This is a genomic window from Absiella sp. AM29-15, from assembly GCF_003434225.1.
In the GTDB taxonomy this organism is placed as follows: Bacteria; Bacillota_I; Bacilli_A; order Erysipelotrichales; family Erysipelotrichaceae; genus Hoskinsella; species Hoskinsella hominis.
On sequence record NZ_QVFL01000004.1, the window covers coordinates 79,306 to 99,536 of the forward strand.

General features: G+C 29.1%; 18 protein-coding genes. 16 read left to right on the forward strand and 2 right to left on the reverse strand.

What is annotated here, in order from left to right:
• Window positions 1-27: 27 nt before the first annotated feature.
• From DW761_RS05535 to glf, 9 genes are read left to right on the forward strand one after another with little or no spacing between them, the layout of a single operon-like run.
• On the forward strand, window positions 28-801 hold the full coding sequence (locus DW761_RS05535) for a DUF4422 domain-containing protein (protein ID WP_233513033.1): 774 nt from the start codon (window positions 28-30) through the stop codon (window positions 799-801).
• 2 nt (window positions 802-803) lie between these two features.
• On the forward strand, window positions 804-1,856 hold the full coding sequence (locus tag DW761_RS05540; RefSeq protein WP_117516695.1) for an acyltransferase family protein: 1,053 nt from the start codon (window positions 804-806) through the stop codon (window positions 1,854-1,856).
• A complete protein-coding gene (locus DW761_RS05545; RefSeq protein WP_117516697.1) occupies window positions 1,849-2,838 on the forward strand; it encodes a glycosyltransferase family 2 protein in 990 nt (329 codons plus the stop codon). The genes DW761_RS05540 and DW761_RS05545 overlap by 8 nt, the downstream gene beginning before the upstream one ends.
• Window positions 2,839-2,879: 41 nt before the next feature.
• Entirely contained in the window at window positions 2,880-3,956 is a 1,077-nt protein-coding gene (locus tag DW761_RS05550; protein WP_117516699.1) for a glycosyltransferase family 1 protein, read from the forward strand.
• A gap of 11 nt (window positions 3,957-3,967) precedes the next feature.
• On the forward strand, window positions 3,968-5,023 hold the full coding sequence (locus tag DW761_RS05555) for a sugar transferase (protein WP_117516701.1): 1,056 nt from the start codon (window positions 3,968-3,970) through the stop codon (window positions 5,021-5,023).
• Window positions 5,024-5,026: 3 nt separating this feature from the next.
• Window positions 5,027-6,400, forward strand: coding sequence for an O-antigen polymerase (locus DW761_RS05560; protein ID WP_117516703.1), 1,374 nt, complete (start codon window positions 5,027-5,029; stop codon window positions 6,398-6,400).
• On the forward strand, window positions 6,397-7,872 hold the full coding sequence (locus DW761_RS05565) for a flippase (RefSeq protein ID WP_117516705.1): 1,476 nt from the start codon (window positions 6,397-6,399) through the stop codon (window positions 7,870-7,872). The genes DW761_RS05560 and DW761_RS05565 overlap by 4 nt, the downstream gene beginning before the upstream one ends.
• Entirely contained in the window at window positions 7,865-8,764 is a 900-nt protein-coding gene (locus DW761_RS05570) for a LicD family protein (protein ID WP_117516707.1), read from the forward strand. Before DW761_RS05565 ends, DW761_RS05570 begins: the two co-directional genes overlap by 8 nt.
• Before the next feature lie 15 nt (window positions 8,765-8,779).
• Window positions 8,780-9,892, forward strand: a complete 1,113-nt coding sequence (gene glf, locus DW761_RS05575; RefSeq protein WP_117516709.1) for a UDP-galactopyranose mutase — start codon at window positions 8,780-8,782, stop codon at window positions 9,890-9,892.
• Between the two features lie 89 nt (window positions 9,893-9,981).
• Here the strand turns inward: glf and DW761_RS05580 are convergent, their stop codons facing one another.
• Window positions 9,982-10,809 (reverse strand): transposase, encoded by an 828-nt coding sequence (locus DW761_RS05580; RefSeq protein WP_233513034.1) that lies wholly within the window; start codon window positions 10,807-10,809, stop codon window positions 9,982-9,984.
• 340 nt (window positions 10,810-11,149) lie between these two features.
• On the opposite strand from DW761_RS05580, the gene DW761_RS05585 reads away from it, so the two are divergent.
• From DW761_RS05585 to tagD, 6 genes are read left to right on the forward strand one after another with little or no spacing between them, the layout of a single operon-like run.
• A complete protein-coding gene (locus DW761_RS05585) occupies window positions 11,150-11,848 on the forward strand; it encodes a YveK family protein (protein ID WP_117516711.1) in 699 nt (232 codons plus the stop codon).
• A 3-nt stretch (window positions 11,849-11,851) separates the two neighbouring features.
• Window positions 11,852-12,643 (forward strand): tyrosine-protein phosphatase, encoded by a 792-nt coding sequence (locus tag DW761_RS05590; protein WP_117516713.1) that lies wholly within the window; start codon window positions 11,852-11,854, stop codon window positions 12,641-12,643.
• A gap of 1 nt (window position 12,644) precedes the next feature.
• Window positions 12,645-13,370, forward strand: coding sequence for a CpsD/CapB family tyrosine-protein kinase (locus tag DW761_RS05595; protein WP_117516715.1), 726 nt, complete (start codon window positions 12,645-12,647; stop codon window positions 13,368-13,370).
• A gap of 15 nt (window positions 13,371-13,385) precedes the next feature.
• Window positions 13,386-13,952 carry a hypothetical protein gene (locus tag DW761_RS05600; protein WP_117516717.1) on the forward strand — a complete coding sequence of 189 codons (567 nt, stop codon included), beginning with the start codon at window positions 13,386-13,388 and terminating at the stop codon, window positions 13,950-13,952.
• A gap of 9 nt (window positions 13,953-13,961) precedes the next feature.
• Entirely contained in the window at window positions 13,962-15,404 is a 1,443-nt protein-coding gene (locus DW761_RS05605; RefSeq protein ID WP_117516719.1) for an LCP family protein, read from the forward strand.
• Window positions 15,401-15,796 (forward strand): glycerol-3-phosphate cytidylyltransferase, encoded by a 396-nt coding sequence (gene tagD / locus DW761_RS05610; protein WP_117516721.1) that lies wholly within the window; start codon window positions 15,401-15,403, stop codon window positions 15,794-15,796. Before DW761_RS05605 ends, tagD begins: the two co-directional genes overlap by 4 nt.
• 64 nt (window positions 15,797-15,860) lie before the next feature.
• On the opposite strand, the gene DW761_RS05615 is transcribed toward tagD, so the two are convergent.
• Window positions 15,861-18,239, reverse strand: coding sequence for an HAD-IC family P-type ATPase (locus tag DW761_RS05615; protein WP_233513035.1), 2,379 nt, complete (start codon window positions 18,237-18,239; stop codon window positions 15,861-15,863).
• Between the two features lie 235 nt (window positions 18,240-18,474).
• On the opposite strand from DW761_RS05615, the gene DW761_RS05620 reads away from it, so the two are divergent.
• Window positions 18,475-20,190, forward strand: coding sequence for a peptidase M3 (locus DW761_RS05620; protein ID WP_117516725.1), 1,716 nt, complete (start codon window positions 18,475-18,477; stop codon window positions 20,188-20,190).
• The last annotated feature ends 41 nt before the right edge of the window (window positions 20,191-20,231 follow it).

Consider the following 20,231-nt stretch of genomic DNA (forward strand, 5'->3'; position numbering starts at 1 on the left):
TCCTTTTGTTTGGATTGGAGGAGTAAAGTGAATATTAAAATTATTGTAGCAACACATAAAAAGTATCAAATGCCAATAGACGATATATATTTACCAGTTCATGTAGGAGCAGAAGGAAAAGAAAGTATTGGATATCAGCCAGATAGTGTTGGTAATAATATATCAAATAAAAATGCTAATTTTTGTGAGCTAACTGGCTTATACTGGGCGTGGCAAAATTTGAAAGCAGATTATATAGGACTAGTACATTATAGGCGACATTTCAAATCAAAAATTAAATCTAAAAATAAGTTTGATAAAATAGCCAAAAGATCTGATATAGAACCTTTACTTAAACAAGCAGATGTAATTGTTCCTAATAAAAGAAATTATTATATTGAAACAATCTACTCACATTATGCTCACACATTACATGAGGAAGATTTAGTATGTGCGAGGAGGGTTATTGAAAATTTGTATCCTGATTACTTATTAGCTTATGATATTGTAATGAAAAGAAAATCTGCACATATGTTTAATATGATGATTATAAAGAAAAATTTATTAGATGAGTATTGTGAATGGCTATTTGATATTTTATTTGAAATTGAAAAAAAATTAAATGTAAGTAATTATACAACTTTTGAGGCTAGAGTCTATGGAAGGATTAGCGAGTTATTACTAGATGTATGGTTAACAAAAAATAAAATAGATTTTAAAGAGCTACCCGTAATTCACATGGAAAAAATAAATTGGATAAAAAAGGGATGGGCATTTATTTTAGCTAAAATTACTCATAAAAAATATAAAGGAAGCTTTTAATTATGGATAACGCAAAAAGAATAGAATGGTTAGATTCATTAAAAGGATTAGCAATTATATTTGTAGTATTAGGACACGCTTTATTGGGATTTGTAGAAATTGATTTTTTTGATGAAAACATTATAATTTTAAAAACTATACAAATTTGGATTTATAAATGGCACATGCCACTTTTTTTATCACTAAGTGGTACTGCATTTTATTTATCAAATTTTAATAGAAGACAAGACAGTATCAATTATAGGAAAATTTTGAAACAAGTATTAAATTTATTTATTATTTATTTTATTTTTCAAATAAGTCTTTGTACTTTAAAATATGTTTTTAATATTTTTGTTAGTAATCAAATGACTATTAGTAATTTGATCATAAATATTTTTTATCCTGATACTTTAATGTGGTATTTATGGGTTTTAATTGTTTATTATATATTGTTTATGTTTGTTTTAATGATGAACATAGATGATAAATATATTTTTTTATTTACAATAGGATTAAGTATTATTATAGGAATCTTTTATTCTAACATAAATGCTAGAATATGTTTAAAAAATTTATTAAATTACATGAGTTTTTTTTATTTTGGTATTTATTTTATTAAATCGAATAAATTTAAAAAAAATATAAATATAATAGTAGCAATAACAATATTTATTATTCTTTCAATATCTTATATTTTTAGCATAGATTTTAAAAGTTTTAACAATGTACTTGATATTTTGTATGCATATTCAATCATTATTATTTTATATAAGTGCTTTTCTAATTATCAAATTTTAAATAAAAAAAATATTTTATCAAAATTAGGTAAAGGATCATTAGTAATATATTTATTTCATACATATTTTGTTACAATTATAAAAAACATTGTAATATTCATGGAAATCAAAAATGTGATTCCTGTTGTTTGTATTGCTACAATATTACCATTAATATTGACATATTGCATTTATCAATTAAGCGGAAAATTAAAAGTTTTAAATGTACTCTTGCATCCTATAAAATATATTGATACATATTATTATAAAATAAGGAGTAGTGATATAAATGAATAAACCTTTGATTTCTTTTATTATTCCTGCATATAATTCTGAAAACACAATTATAAATACTATAAAAAGCATTAGAAAAAATACCAATAAAAATGAATTGTTTGAGATTTTAGTTGTAGAAAATGGAGATAAATCAGATTTATCAGCGTTGTTGATAAATCAAAATGTTAAGCTATTGCATTCACAAAAAGGAGTATCTTTTGCAAGAAATTTAGGTATTGAAGAATCTAAAGGAGAATGGATTTTTTTCATCGATTCAGATGATGAATTATTAGATGGAGTTATAAATATATTGGTACATGATTGCCTTGAAAATAAAGCTGATATATATTTTTATGGTCATTTAAATGGTATGAAAAAAAGATATGTAATTAATGATGATAAATTATTTACAAATAAAATGGAAGAAAATATTTCTATGATGCTGAAACAACCAACAAAATATTTGCAAGTATGGGCAAAATTATTTAAAAGAAAAATTATAGTTGAGAATAATATAAAGTTCAATAATACAATGAGATTATCTGAAGATAGTGATTTTTCAATTAAATACCTTTTAAAATGTGAATCAATATGCTTGAACAAGATGATTATATATAAATATAATTTTAATAACGATTCAGTTATGAGAGTTTTTGATGGAAATAAGACTAATGATTACATATATTCAATGAAAGAAACTTGGAAAATTATAGAAAATGAAAATATAAAGATTAGAGAAGCATATATAAATTATGTCTTAATACATTTTAATATTATTCAAGTAAGAGAGATATTCGATAGAAATAATATTTCAAATTATAAACTTAAAATTAAGCAATTAAAAGAGATATCGAAGATTTCACCATTTGTATATGCAATAAAAAAAATTAAATTCTCAGATTTATTTAAAGTCAATATGTTACCAATGCTTTTTATAAAAATTAGACTCTATAATTTTGCTGGATTAATGTATTATATTAAAGCATATATCAACAGGAAGTAAATAAGGAGGAAAAAAATGAAAAAAAAATATTGATATTTGGTATGACGGAAAACCCTGGAGGAATTGAAAGTTTTATTTTGAACTATTATAAAAAACTTCAAGGTGATGAATTTATATTTGATTTTTTAGCTAATTCATATAATGATATAGCATATGAAAAATTTTTTAAAGACAATGGTTCAAAAATATTTCATATATGTTCAAGAAGTAAAAATTTAATTAAATATAAAAAGGAATTAAATACTTTTTTTAAGTGTTATTCAAAAGATTATTACTCAATTTGGGTAAATGTGTGCAGTTTAGCAAATATCGATTATTTAAAAATGGCAAAAAAATATGGTATAAGAAAAAGAATTATACATAGTCATAATTCAAAAAACATGGATAGCAATCTAAGAGGAATATTACATCAAAAAAATAAAGCGTGTATAAAAAATTATGCGACTGATTTTTGGGCTTGTTCCGAAGAAGCAGCTAAATGGTTTTATGATAGTAGAATTTATGGTGATTGTATAATTATTCATAATGCAATTAATGTTAAAGATTTTCTATTTGATGAGAATTATAGAAAAGTGAATAGACAAAAATATAATTTGGATAATAAGTTTGTATTAGGTAATATAGGGAGACTTCACTTTCAAAAGAATCAAACATTTCTTATTGATATTTTTCACGAATTAAAAAAAGAAAGTATAGATGCTAAATTAATTATTGTTGGAGAAGGTGAAGATGAAAAAAATTTGAAGAAAAAAGTAAGAGAATTAAATCTTGAAGAAGATATTATATTCACAGGTATTCAATATAATATTTCAGAATGGCTAAGTACATTTGATTTTTTTCTTTTTCCGTCAATTTTCGAGGGACTACCATTGTCATTATTAGAGGCTCAAGCAAACGGATTACCTATTATTGCTTCAGAAGAGGCAATATCTAGTGCAGCAATAGTTACTAAAAACTTATATTTTTATTCTTTAAATAAAACATCTAAAGATTGGGCAAAAATGATAATGAAACTTAAAAATAAAAGATTGGAGGAAGAAGTGATATTCAAATCTTTTAAACAAAGCGGTTATGACATAAATACAGAAACAAAAAAATTAATGGAATTATTAAAATAAGGAGTGATTAAATGAAAAAATATTTAGTTTTAGAGGTAACAGATGATTTATATCATGCAGGGAGTAAGGCAACTGAAGATATAGCAAACATCGCAAAGACATATGGGTATAAAATTCTAAAAATAAAGAAATTGAATTCTTCAAGTGGAGTTATTAATAAGATTAAAAGACAAATACAGTTTTATAAAGATTGGAACGCAGTATATAAATCAATAGAAATAAATTCAATTATTATACTTCAACATCCTTTCCATTTTCCACAAATAACAAGAAGCTATACTTTAAAAAAATTAAAAAAAAATAAAAAAATTAAATATATCTCATTTATCCATGATATTGAGGAATTAAGAGGATTTAGATTTAATTCATATTATAAAAAAGAATTTCAATTTATGTGTGATATCACCGATCAATTAATTTCACATAATCAAAGTATGACAGATTTTTTGATTTCTAAAGGAATACAACATGAAAAGATTATAAATTTAGAAATATTTGATTATATTAAAGATTGTGATAAAATAAATGAAATAGAAAAATATGATAAGTCTGTTATTATAGCGGGGAATTTAGATAAAGAAAAGTGCAAATTTTTAAAAGACTTAGATAAGTTAGATTTTCTTAAAATAAATTTATATGGGCCTAATTATACAGATAAATTACAATCAAAAAATCTGAATTATTTAGGAGTATACCCCCCAACAACACTGCCACAAAAATTAAAGGGTAATTTTGGACTTGTATGGGATGGTGATTCAATTAATTCATGTTCTGGTGATGCAGGAAAATATCTACAATTTAATAACCCCCATAAATTATCACTTTATCTAGCTTCAGGTATTCCTGTAATTATATGGTCAAAAGCAGCAGAAGCACGTTTCGTAGAAACAAACAAATTAGGAATATGTGTTAATTCTTTATATGAATTACAAGATATTTTATCAACTATGACGGATGAAGATTATTACAAGATGGTTGCTAACGTTAAAAATATATCAAATAAATTGTGTGATGGATATTATACACAAAAAGCAATTATAAAAGCTGAGGAAAATTTAGGGAATTAATATATGCTATATCTATTAATAGGAATTACTTTCTTGTTTATAATGATTAATTTCAAAATATCTAATTATGATTATTTACACCCTGCACCATTATTTTGTTTTACTTTTTTTATTTGTGAATTATTATGTGCATTTTGTGCAAAAAAGTATTGGATAACTTTTCATCCTGAAACAGTTCTCGTTATATCTATCGCATTGTTCACTTTTACAATAGTACATTTATTATGCCAAATACAATATAAAAAGAAAGAAAATAAATTTAAGAGTAATGTTATTTACGTTGATGATTTCTATGTGAAAATATTAATTATTATGCAAATTATTTGTATTTTGTTTTTCATAAAATATCTTATGGACTTGTCTATTGCATATAATGCAAATTATGCTGGTAAAGTTTCTACTATAACAGATATGATTTCTTTATATGATACAATGACAAAATTTTGGACACAAATATATAATGATTTAAATGTGCCTATCCCTTTGATTTATAGAATTTTTAATCCGATTTGTTTAGCTGGTGCCTATCTTTTGATTTATATAATGGTTAATAATTTTGTAATTAACAAATCTTTAAACAAGCTACATCTTTTATCATTTATACTTTTAATTATATTAATTTTGCTAAATGGAAGTCGGACACCTTTATTTAGAATATTAACAATGATACTCATTCTTATTTATATTATGAAAATCAAGAATAAAAGGCATAGTAAAGCAAATTTATATTTTTTCATAAAATTAATATGTATTATTATAATTTCGCTTTTTGTCTTTATTTCAATATTAGATTTAATGGGAAGAGATGCAGATTTTAGCTTCAGTGAGTATGTTTTTACATATTTAGGAGCACCATTATATAATTTAGATAGTGTATTATCTTCATCGAATCATATTAATAACGCTAATATTTGGGGCCAACAATCTTTCAAAGGGTTATATAGTTTTTTTTATAAGATTAGTGGACAAGAGAAAAATATAATAGATAATATCAATGTTTTTAACTTTAGTCGAAATGGGATAGAAACAGGTAATGTATATACGACATTTTATCCCTTTTATTATGACTTTGGATATATAGGAATAATGCCATTAATTATGGTTATTGCTCTATATTACATTAATAATTACAAGTTATTAATTCAAGATAAAAGACAGAAAATGTCGTTAATAAACTTTAGATTATTTATTTTTTCTTATCTATATAATGATTTAATTATGCTAGTTTTTTCTAATAGATTTTATGGAACTATTTTTGATATATCGTTTATAAAAATGATTATCATAGCATGGTTACTAAAATCAATATGTATAGATCGAGAATTTAGGATAAATAAGTATATTTTGAAATTAAAAAGGATAAGGATAGGAAAATGAAAACACCAAGTTTAAAAAAAAATTTTCTTTATAGTACATTTTATCAAATATTAGTTATTTTAATACCTCTTATTACAGCTCCATATATATCAAGGGTCTTAGGAGCAGAGGGAATAGGAATATATAGTTATACTTTATCTATTCAAACCTATTTTTCAATGTTTGCAACACTTGGAGTTCTTTCTTATGGCACACGCGAAATCGCTATGAATAGAGATGATTCCATAAAAAGGAGTAAGCTTTTTTATGAGATAGAATTGATGGTCATTATCGCTACATTGATATGTTTAATTGGATGGCTCTTAGTAATCATTTTTTATAAAGAATATAGAAATTATTTTATAGCATTAAGTTTTAATTTGGTCGCAGTAATTTTTGATATATCTTGGTTTTTTAGTGGTTTAGAAGAATTTAAATATATTGTAGTAAAAAATTCGATCGTAAAAATATCAACAGTAATTTTGATGTTTATTCTAGTGAAAAATAAAAGCGATTTATTATTATATATTTTGCTAATGTCTTGTGGAACCTTAATAGGGAACATATCTATGTGGGTAAAATTACCTAATTTTATTTGTAGAATTAATAAAAAATCAATATCTTTGAAACATCATTTTAAAGAAAGTTTTATCTATTTTATACCAACTATTGCGACATCTATTTATACTGTTTTAGATAAAACTTTAATAGGAATTTTAACAACTGGTAACAGCCAAAATGGATATTATGAGCAAGCAACAAAAATTATAAATCTTGCTAAAGCAATAACATTTACATCATTAAATACGGTAATGAGTGCTAGGACATCATATCTATATTCAAATAATCAAATTTATGAAATAAAAGATAAAATTAAAAAATCTTTAGATTTTATTTTATTAATAGGTTTTGGGATTTGTTTTGGTTTAATAGGTATATCAAATGGTTTTGTGCAATGGTTTTTTGGTAAAGGATATGATCCTGTAATTAATCTTTTGAAAATTTTCAGTCCAATTATAGTTATAATTGGTATTAGTAATTGCATTGGGAATTTATATTATACGCCTGTAGGAAAAAGAGCGACAAGTGCAAAATTTCTAATATTAGGATCTTTTATAAATTTAATTATTAATCTTTTTTTAATACCGAGATTTGGTGCTTATGGAGCAGCAATAGGTTCAGTTATTGCTGAATTGATTATAACAGCGTTATATATCAAATTTTGTGAAGGCTTTTTCACCTTTACTTTGCTTGTCGAAATATCTTGGAAAAGGATTTTTGCAGGAATTAGTATGCTTCTTATTTTATCTGCTATAAATATAATGAAAAAGGGGATGATTTATATTACATTGTTCCAAATTTTAATAGGCGCAATTGTATATTATATTGTCTTACTAATATTAAAAGATAGATTTATATTAGAGATTAATCATCAAATGAAAGGAATATTTTTCAGTGTTAAAAAGAAAAGAAGGAGTGATAAAAATGTTTGAAAATGAATTAGATTTACCAAAAGATTTTCTTGAAGAAGAAGTGAGAAATGATTATATAATCTCCAAAGAAATGAAACAAATATGGACTATTGAATTAGATTTATTATACAAATTACAAAAAATTTTAAATAAATATAATTTAAAATATTGGGCTATAGGAGGTACTCTTATAGGAGCAATTAGACATAATGGAATCATCCCATGGGATGATGATATAGATATAGCGATGCCAAGAGAAGATTATGAAAGGCTTTGTGTAGTTGCAAAAAAAGAATTTCAGTTTCCGTATTTTTTTCAAACTGCCTATACAGATAAAGGGTGTGTGAGAGGGCATGCTCAATTAAGGAATAGTAAGACTACTGCAATTTTATTTTGTGAAAAAGATTTATTTGATTTTAACCAAGGTATTTTTATAGATATTTTTCCTTTAGATAATATCCCTAATGAAAAAGAAAAGAAAAAAATATTTTTTGAGAAAATTAATAAATTAAGAAAACGTAGTATCGTACAAAGTAATAGAGTTGTTAGAATTAAAGGAAATTTTCATTTGAATATTTTGGCTTGGAAAATAATTGATAGGTTTTCGCCATATATGAAAAATTACATAAAATTTGAAAAATTAGTGAGACTATTCAATGATGAGGATTGTAAAGAGTGGGGACAAATATCAATGTTTTCTGAGAACGAAAGGTTTCAATGGGATAAAGAATGGTTTAAAGAAACAGAAATGCACCAATTTGAATTTATTGATATAGCTATACCTAGAGACTATCATAAAATATTGACTAAAACATTTGGCGATTATATGAAACCTGTAAAAGAGCCTTCTGTACATGGTGATGTATATTTTGATGTGAATAAACCATATGAATTTTATACGAAAAGAAGATAACAAAGGAGGATTAAAATGTACGATTTTTTAATTATAGGCTCTGGATTATACGGAGCTGTTTTTGCGCATGAAGCAAAAAAAAGAGGAAAAAAAGTTTTAGTAATTGATAAAAGAAATAATATAGCTGGAAATATTTATACTGAGAAAATTGAAGGTATAAATTTTCATAAATATGGTGCTCATATATTTCATACAAACAATAAAGAAGTATGGAAATATGTAAACCAGTTTGCAACATTCAATAGATTTACGAATTCACCTGTTGCAAATTATAAAGGTGAATTGTATTCTATGCCTTTTAATATGTACACATTTAATAAAATGTGGGGTGTAGTTACACCAGAAGAAGCAAAGGCTAAAATCGAAGAACAGAAAAAAGAAATAACTGGTGAGCCACAAAATTTAGAGGAGCAAGCTATTTCTTTGATTGGTAGAGATATATATGAAAAACTTGTAAAAGGGTATACAGAAAAACAATGGGGACGTGATTGTAAAGAACTCCCTGCATTCATCATTAAAAGATTACCAGTTAGACTTACTTTTGACAATAACTATTTCGATGCATTATACCAGGGTATTCCTATTGGAGGATATACAAAAATGGTTGAAAATATGTTAGATGGTATAGAAATAAGACTTGGTATTGACTATCTAGAACATAAAGAAGAATTAGATAAGCTTGCTGAAAAAGTTGTATATACAGGACCAATTGATGCTTATTTTGATTATAAGTTAGGAGCTTTAGAATATAGATCTGTACGATTTGAAAACGAAGTTTTAGATATACCTAATTATCAAGGAAATGCAGCAGTGAATTACACAGATAGAGAAACACCATGGACAAGAATCATTGAACATAAATGGTTTGAATTTGGTAAAGATGAAGCTGGAAATGATTTGCCTAAAACAATAATCAGTAAAGAATACAGCTCTGAATGGAAATTAGGTGATGAACCATATTATCCCGTAAATGATAAAAAGAATAGCGATTTATACAAACTATATAAGATGCTTGCAGAAAATGAAAAAAATGTTTTTTTTGGAGGCAGATTAGGAGAGTATAAGTATTATGATATGGATTCTATAATTGAATCTGCACTATTAGTTTGTAAAAAAGTGCTTGATTAAGATTATCCAAAGAGACTGGTGTGACAGAAACAAATAAAAACAAGAAAAAAGGCCGCACTAAAAAGAGGTGTGAAGATGGCAGTTAAAAATTAATAAAGAAAAGGATATGAAGTTAACTGCGTAATACCTTTAGAAAGAAGAGGTTTAGTAGCTTGTTTGATTGTACGATCTTCTTGCTTATCTTTAAGATCAATCGACATATCAAATTTATACAGATCACTGGGATTGAAAACTTCATCATTTTTATACATGAAGTTAATGGCAGTAAGAATCATCCTAGCAATAGCATTGATAGCAAATTTCTTTTCACATCGTTTCATGATACGCTCATATTTGATTTTGTAGTAAGGCTGTTCTAAATCTTTCACGGCAGTGTGAGTTACATGGAATAATGCAGGTTTGAGGTAGACACCAGCACGTGTGATACGAACAGATCTCTTCTTACCAGCAGATTTGTTGTTTCCAGGAGTTAAAGCAGCACAACAGCATATACACTTGACGTTATTGACTGGGGACATATCAGTGCCAATCTCTGAAATGATGGTAATAGTAGAGGCATGATTAACACATGGAAGTGAGCAGAGTAATGAAATCTGTGATTCAAAGGATTCAACAAAATTGTCAATTATAGCATCAAGTTTATGAATGCAGGAATCAATATATTGCACGTGTTCCTTGACAGTAAGGATATGTTCTTTCTGTTCCTGTTGCATAACATAGCCATCAATGGGTTCAAGCACAGAATCAGCCTTCTTCATTAAAGATTTCTGAAGTAAAGAAGTGATATGATCTAAATCAATGGGAATGTTTAAAGGTACGGATTTGACCATTGAAAGTGGAAAAACGTTTTTTTTGATAATGTGGCTAGATACCATCAGCGGTGATGATTGTAGCAACGAGAAAAGTTTTATGGACATCGACACCACAGCAAATAGGATAAACAACTTTCATGATAAACCTCCTTTCAAAAGATAGGAGGAAATCAACATTGTCTGCATCATCACACAATTTTAACAAAAGTTAAAAACAATGATTAGTGTGCGGACTCAAAATACCACTTATTTATGTTTGAAAGATGATGCTTACACTGGTTAATATACTGTTTTGGAATTGAGCATGAAATAATCTACGACTCACCTCGCCGTGCTTTGTAGGTGATGATTTTCTCAAATCCAATATAGCACTAAGTAGCGTAACTCGCACGTTACTTTCATTACTATTTGTGCCGTAAGCGAGAGCGGCGGAATGGAGGTTAATATGAAAGATATTAATGAAAAGCAAACAAATGATGAAGTTGAAATTGATATCAGTGCTTTAATGAAGCTTTTAAAAAAGAATATCAAGATGATTGTGATCTGTACTGTATTAGGTGCAGTTATTGCATTCCTTGTGACCAATTTCTTTATGACAAAGAAATATGCAAGTTCCGCAAGAATTTATTTGATACCAAAAGTTACAGAGCAAGGATATGCTGATTATAATGCGGTAAACTCAAATTCAAAGATGGTCAATAACTATGTTTCCTTAATGCAGGGGGAAACAATCTTATCTAAAGTTGCAGATGAATTGAATATTGAAAATGTGAATGAAGTAAAAAAATCTTTATCTATAACCAATGTGAATGGAACAGAAATTATAGATGTAAAAGCAACAACAGATGATCCTAAAAAATCACAGGCAATTGTAAGTAAAACAGTAGATATCTTCTTCAAGGAAATGCAGGAAAAACTGGATATCAAAAATATGACGATATCTGATCAGCCAAAAGTAAATGATGTACCTGTATCACCTAGCAAAAAGATGAATACAGCTGTTGGTGCTATGGCTGGTCTATTGCTTTCATGTGGATACGTATTCTTACAATATTTATTTGATAAGCGCTTGAAAAACAAAGCGGAAGCAGAAAGCTTCTTAGGTGTACCAGTATTAGGAGAAATTCCTTGGTTTGAGGATTAAGGTATGGAGTTTATTGATATACATAATCACATTGCATGGGAGATCGATGATGGGATGCCATCTAAAGAAGATGCCATCATTGCATTACAACAAGCAAAAAAAGATGGTATTACAAAGATCATATCTACACCACATTTTGTGCCAGGACTTCATGATATATCTAATATAGATATCATCAAAGATCGAATAGAAAATCTAAAAGAATTAGCAGAATCGTACGATATTGAAATATACAGTGGCGCAGAAGTTTTTCTGAACCATGAGTATTTAGATATGATCGATAGCAAAGCATTTAATACATTAGCAGATTCTAAATATCTATTAGTGGAATTTGATGTTAGAAGAAACATGGATCATAACGATTATGCAGAAGATTATTTGTATGAATTAAAAGTACGAGGATATCGTCCTATTATTGCACATGTAGAACGTTATTTTCCTAAGGGTATTGATTTAGACAGAGTGCAGTCCTGGATAGAATTAGGCTGTTATATCCAAGTTAATCGAACAAGTCTTTTAGGAACCCATGGGGACACATGTAAGAAGAATGCAGAGAAATTGTTAAAAGAAGGAATGGTTCATGTGATTGCGAGTGATACACATAGAAGTGAAGGACATCGTATCGCAAAGCTATCAGATGTTTATTCCTTAATTGAGAAAGACTATGGAAAAGAAAATGCAATCCTTTTATTACAAGTTAATCCCAAACATATTATTCAAAATGAAGCCTTAGAAGAAATGAAAGTCATAAAGAAAAGATCTATCTTCGATAGATTAAGAAAGAAAGGAAGATAGGATGGAAAGAAAACTTGCGCCAAAGCGACATGATAAGAAAAAGAAGAAAACAGTCAAACAATCGCAGTTTGATTTTTCAGAAGTATATCGTCAGTTGAGAACTAATATTGAATACTCACAATTTGAAGGAGATATTCAAGTAGTTAACTTAACAAGTACGAATCCAGCAGAAGGAAAAAGCTCCGTAGCGAGTAATCTTGCGACAGTGAGTATCGCAAAATATCACAATGTCTTATTAATGGACTGTGATTTAAGAAAACCAGTACAACATAAGATTTTTAATGTTTCAAATAAAGTAGGTTTAAGTAATCTAATGAAGAACTTTGATAGCTTTGATGTGAATGATGATACATATTTCCAGAAATTCAAGGATAACACAAGTGATGGAAAGCTTTATCTATTGACTAGTGGAATGAAAGTACCTAATCCACTTGAATTACTTTCTAGTGAAAAGTTTAAGCATTTAATAGAAAAACTGAGAACAAGATTTGATTTCATCGTGATTGATTGTCCACCAGTGGATGCAGTAGCAGATGCCATTCCAGTTAGTTGTGTAACAGATGGAACAATCTATGTAGTATCAGCAAAAGAAACAAACAAGAATGATGCGAAAGCAGCTATCACACAGCTGCAAAGAAATGGTGCCAATATCTTAGGAACTGTACTTACAAAAGTAGAAGCAGAAGCAAAACACTATTATGGTTATTACTATAATAGCGAGTCTTAAGGAAGGTGTATAGAAATGGAATATTTTTATGCATATCTACCAAATAAAAATGATAAAGAACATATTTTAAATTCATTAAATTTGAAGAAAAATCAAATCTATATCGATGATACAGAAAATGATGATATCAAATGGAATGACCTTATTAAGAAGCTTAAAGATAACGATAAGTTGCTAATTCCTTCCATTGGTTGTATGTCATCAGAAGAAGTTAGCCTAAAAGATAAGCTACAAACATTAAAGGATATTCATGCACATTTACTAACACTAGAGGATGAAGATTTAGATGTGGACGTCATGCTTCAATTAATGGATTTTATTGAAGTAAGTAGAAAGAATAGAGCAAGAAAACTTCAGCGTGCGGGAATTAATAAGGCATTGGAAAAGAAATACAAAGGAGAAGGTCGTTTTGGAAGACCAAGAATAAAAGTACCAGATGATTTTGAAGAAAACATCAAAAGGATTATGAGAAAAGAACTTAGTCATGATGCTTATCGAGCACAACTAGGAATGAAACGATCTACATACTACAAGATCGTAAAAGAAGTAAGAGATTCTTGGATCAAGGATGATAAGAAATAGGAGGCTTACATGGAAAATATAAAGAAGATAGGAAAGCATATTTTCTGGATCATACAGTTAATTGTAAGTCTTGTTTTAACATATAGTGTTTATAAATTATTGCCTTTAAAATACCTAGCAATCATTATATTGATATTAGCAGTTTTATTAGGCTTAGTAATATTTATGCAATTGTCTAGTAAAACCAATAAAGCAGTGAAAATAGGAAGTAAAGTATTAGCTATAGTTTTAAGTATGTTAATGATTTTTGTAAATGTGAAAGTGATCAATAAAGCTCAGGAAACAATCAATAAGATATCGAATGGAAATATTCAAACAACGACCGTTTCTGTCTTGGTGAAGAAAGATAGTGCATTCCAAAAGATTGAAGATTTAGATGGAAAACGATTTGGTATCATGAAAATTATTGATCGTGAAAATACTGATTTTATGTTAAATCGTTTGAATGAACAATTCACTAACCAAGTATCAAAAACAGAATATGCAAATGGTGAAGAAATGCTTCAAGATCTATTAGATGATAAAACAGATGCCATTATCATGAATGAAGGATTTCGTGATAGCTTCAATCTGATTGATAAAAAGTTTGAATCTGATACAAAGGTGATTTATACATTAGATAAACAAAAAACGATTGAAAATCTAAAATCAGCTTCAGTAACAAAAGAAAGTTTTATTGTTTATATTTCAGGCATTGACACAACTGGACCTATCACAACGACAAGTCGAAGTGATGTGAATATGTTAATGGCAGTGAATCCAGTAAAGAAAAAGATTGGATTAGTCTTTATACCACGTGATTATTATGTACCTTTACAATGTCATGATGGTGTTTGTGAAACAGGAGCTATGGATAAGCTAACACATGCAGGTCTGTATGGTGTAGAAGTAAGTCAAGCAACGATTGAAAATATCTTAGGAGTAGATATCAACTACAATATTAGAATCAATTTTGATACTGTTAAAACAATGGTAGATGCTTTAGGAGGAGTGGATATTTATTCTGATAAAGATTTGACTGCTTATACAGATTCAAGTTGTCACTTTACAGAAGGAAAACAGCATGTAGGTGGAAAATGTGCCTTAGCATTTGCAAGAGAAAGATATAGCTATGAAGCAGGAGATCGTCATCGTGGAGAAAACCAGCAAGAAGTTATTCGTGCGATGGTGAAAAAGTTGACAACAACTAATATTATTAAAAATTATGAATCAATATTAAATGCAGTACAAGGTATGTTTCAAACAAATATGAAAACAGATGAGATAACAGCATTGATTCAAATGCAGATCAATGATATGTCCAAATGGGATGTTCAAAGTACTTTAGTAGATGGTACAGGGGATATGGTGCCAACTTATTCTTATGGAAGTACACCTCTATATGTAATGAAACCTAATCAAAGTACTATTGATGAAGCAAAAGAATTTATAATAAATACGGAGGAAAAATGAAGAGAGTTATAACTTATGGAACATTTGACCTGTTACATTATGGTCATTTGAATTTATTAAAACGTGCAAAAGCGTTGGGAGATTATTTAATAGTAGTATTATCTACAGATGAATTTAATTGGAACGAAAAAAATAAAAAATGCTATTTTTCATATGAACAAAGGAAAGAAATGCTTGAAGCAATACGGTATGTAGACTTAGTAGTTCCAGAGACAAATTGGGATCAGAAAAAAACCGATGTACATAAATATTATATCAATACTTTTGTAATGGGGGATGATTGGAAAGGAAAATTTGACTTTTTAAAAAATGAAGGTGTGGATGTAATATATTTACCTCGAACTCCAGAAATAAGTACAACACAAATAAAAAAAGATTTGAATAAGAAATGAATTGCGAATATATTAAATGCCCAACTCACTAAACCGAGTTGGGCATTATTTTTATCATCTATTTCTATTTTCCTACCTGTTCTAAACGCTCCTTTAACTTTAACTTATTGCCAAACCTAAAGAAGAAGTCCATGACAATTGGAATCATAAACATAGCACCAAGGGTACATACAGCCTGATAGAAGCTTAAGCGTACCAATACGAACAAATTAGGTAATAAGACCACAGCCGCAATGAATAGGGCTGTCATGATCACAAAGACAATGAAACGAAGTCTTGTGAATGGTATACATACACGATATAAGACAATCAAGGAGCTAGTACCTGTTAATAGTACAGTCATCGTTGTCATTTGTGCTTCATTGATTGGTAGAACATTACCTAAGAAGTGTACGAATACAACACTTAATACCACACACAAGGCACCAGGGAAGGCTTTAGAGAATACATTTAATAAGAAATTGCCTTGTACTCTGGCATGGTTTGGTTCAAGAGCTAAGAAGAAAGATGGGATACCAATCGTTAGTGATGAAATCAGCGTTAACTGAATTGGTTCAAAGGGATAGCGGCGAATCAAGAATAATGTTAAGAATGCCAACATAGTAGAAAAGGTCGTTTTTACAAGGAATAAAGAGGCAGCACGTTGAATATTGTTAATGACACGTCTTCCTTCATCTACGATATGAGGCATATGGGCAAAGTTGTTATCTAGTAAGACAAGATTGGCAATATTCTTTGCGGCTTCACTGCCTTGTGCAACAGAGATACTACAATCGGCTTCTTTTAAAGCCATAACATCATTGACACCATCACCAATCATGGCGGTAATATGTCCTTGTTTCTTTAATGCCGCAATCATCAATTTTTTCTGTTTTGGAGATACACGTCCAAAGATCGTATAGTGTTTCACTGCAGCATCAATTTCTTCATCTTTTAAGGTACTAACATCGATATAACGTTCATGATTTTTTAGATTAGCTTTCTTTGCGATAGCATGTACGGTTCTAGGATCATCACCACTAATGACTTTGATATCTACACCCTGTGATAAGAAATAATCTAAAGTCTGTGGGGCTTCTTTACGAATCGGATCACTTAACAATACCAGCGCAAGGATATGACCATCTTTTTCTATATCATCAAATTTAATAGGAGTATCATTTTGCATAAAAACCAGTACACGATTACCCATATTGGCTTGTTTCTCAATTTCTGCGACAATCGCAGGATCTTTTTTATCACATACAAATTCATATGCACCTAAAACATATGTACCACTTTCAAAGGTCACCGCACTGCATTTACGTGCAGAGGAGAAAGGCAGGATACGGACAGGCTTTTCCATGTGTGCAGGCTTTCCTACAAAGTTTCTGATTGCCATGGCTGTGGCATTTTCATCATGAATCGCTTCTTGAAAGTTCGCCAGTAATGCTTTGATATCTAAGCCTTCTTCCAAAACCAGGATATCTTCCACCTGCATATTTCCTTCTGTAATAGTACCTGTCTTATCTAAACAAAGAGTATCCACTCTTGCTAGGGTTTCTATACAATAAAGCTCTTGAACTAATGTCTGTTTACGAGCTAAATTAATGGTACCAACCGCAAGGGCAACACTTGTCAATAAGACCAGTCCTTCCGGTATCATACCCACAAGGGCAGCGACCATGGCAATGATGGCTTTATCAAAAGGATACCCGCTGATAAAGTATTGTTTCACAAACAATGCGATTCCCATTGGGATGATCACAAAACCAATGATTTTAATAATATAATTGATAGAATCTCTTAATTGAGATTTATGTTTTTTAAATACCTTGGCATCTTTCATGATGGTAGAAGCATAATTATCTTCACCAACATGTAATACCTGACATGTAGCATTGCCACTCACTACAAAACTTCCAGAATATAGTTCATCACCAGGCTGTTTGATGATGATGTCACTTTCACCTGTCACAAGGGATTCATTGACTTCTAAACGGCCATCAATCACAATTGCATCTGCAATGATCTGATTGCTGGTAGAAAGGGAAATGATGTCATCTAATACCACATCATCAATATGTATTTCTTTCCATTCACCACTTCGTCTTACTTTCACACTGGATTGTGTAATCAAAGATAATTTATCTAGTACACGTTTGGCACGGATTTCCTGTAAAATACCAATGACGATATTGGATAAGATTACTCCCATAAACAACAGGTTTCGCCATGATCCGATGAAAATGATAAAGCCTGCTAAAACCACATTAATCAAGTTGAATAGTGTAAATATATTATCATGAATAATTTCTTTATAGCTTTTTGAAATACGATCAATTTGTTTATTGACTTGACCCCGCTCCACTCTGGCTGCGACTTGTTCCTCGCTTAAACCATAGCTGCTGTCTATTTCTGTATCTGTTTGTAAATTCATGTTGTCACCCCATGTCTGCTTCATATATATTATACCAATTATATCCTTGAAATACCTTACGCTTTTGTTATTTTTTCTTAAGATATCTAAAATATGTGAGATATCAAAACAGTTTATGGAAGGTATCGCATAGAAATATGATAAATAAGAATAAAGTAATAAATTTATGGTATACTTTCTATTTAGATAATGAGAGATATAATTGTATTTTATGGATAAAACTTGCTATAATAAGCTAATAAATAAAGGAGCTGCATTTATGAAAAATATGAAAAAACTATTTGCTGGATTATTGAGTATCACAATAATATTAAGTGGATGTACATCTAACAATCCATCAAAATCATCAGATGTGATGTATGAAATACCCCAGGCAAAAGAAGAAATAATACCACAACATGATGACATTGATTTTAAGGATATGAAATATGAACGTCCAGATATAGATGGAATCTATGCGAAAATCAAGGATACAATAGATAAGGCAAAACAATCAGAACAACAAGACAGCGTGTTATCACAATATGATCAAATCCTAAAAGCTTTACAAAACTATGACCAAATGCAGGTAATTGCCAGTATTCATAATCATCTAGATTTAACCGATACATATTATGAAGAAGAAAATCAGTTATTAGACAATGAGTTTGTAAAATTGGATAATCGTATGAATGAGATGACCAAAATTATTATGGAATCAGAATATAAAGATGCTTTTGTGAAAAAGATGGGACAGGCGTTTATTGATCGCTACGAGGTAAATCGCAAATTAAATTCACCTGAAATTGAAGCATTATCAGAAAAAGAAACCAAACTTATCAATCAATACAATAAGCGTTCTGCAGCAAATGATTATACAACGATAAAAGATGGTAAAACAGTTACGATAGATGATCTTGATTTAAGCTCTTTTGCGGATATTCCAGCCTATTATGAAATCTATGAAAAACGTAATAAGGAACTGGGAGGTATTTATCAAGAACTTGTGAAAACAAGAGTAGAAATAGCGAAAAAACTCGGATATGAAAATTATAGTGATTATGCATACGAGGTATTAAAACGTGATTACAGTAAAGAAGATGCCGCAAAATTTGAAGAAAAAGTATTAAAATATATTGCACCGTTATATCAGAAACTGAATAGTGAATATAGTGATAAAATACATGCAATACATGATGGACAGGTAGATGTTGCAGGGGGCATGCCTTATCTTGAAAAAGCACTTCAATCTGAATTTCCAAAAGCTATGCAAGATGCATTTGCATATATGAAACAGCATGGCTTATATGTGTATGATGATCAAAAAAATATGTTGCATGCAGGATATACAACCATTATCGGAAATGAACCGTTTATGTTTATCAATACCTCTGATTACAAAGATCCAGGTACCATGTTTCATGAATTTGGACATTATTATAATTTCTTTTTAATGGGGGATACCATCTGGAATGATTCTAATAATCTGGATCTTGCGGAAGTTCATTCACAAGGTTTAGAAACATTGATGTATGCTTATTATGAAGACATCTATGGAGAAAAAGCAGAGTTAATGGAAATATCAAATTTAATGAATATGTTGAGCAGTATTTTACAGGGGGCATGTGAGGATGAATTCCAGCAGGAAGTCTTTAAAAAACCAGATATGAGTTTAGAAGAGATGAATCAACTGCACGCAGAACTATATAAAAAATATATGGGATATCCAGTTGAATATGAATGGGTAGACATTCATCATCATTTTGAAACACCGTTCTACTGTATCAGTTATGCCACCAGTGCTGCTTCAGCACTTGAAATATGGATGATGAGTATGCATGATCGAGAAGATGCATTACAGGCTTATCGTAATATTACACAATATACGCTAAACACTCAATATTTGGAGCCATTAAAAGCTTCCGGATTAAGTAATCCATTTGATAGCGATTTAATTATGAATATCGCGGATCAATTCACAAAACAATTTTTATAAAAACATCCATCCGCTTATTTGGATGGATTTTCTTTTGGCTT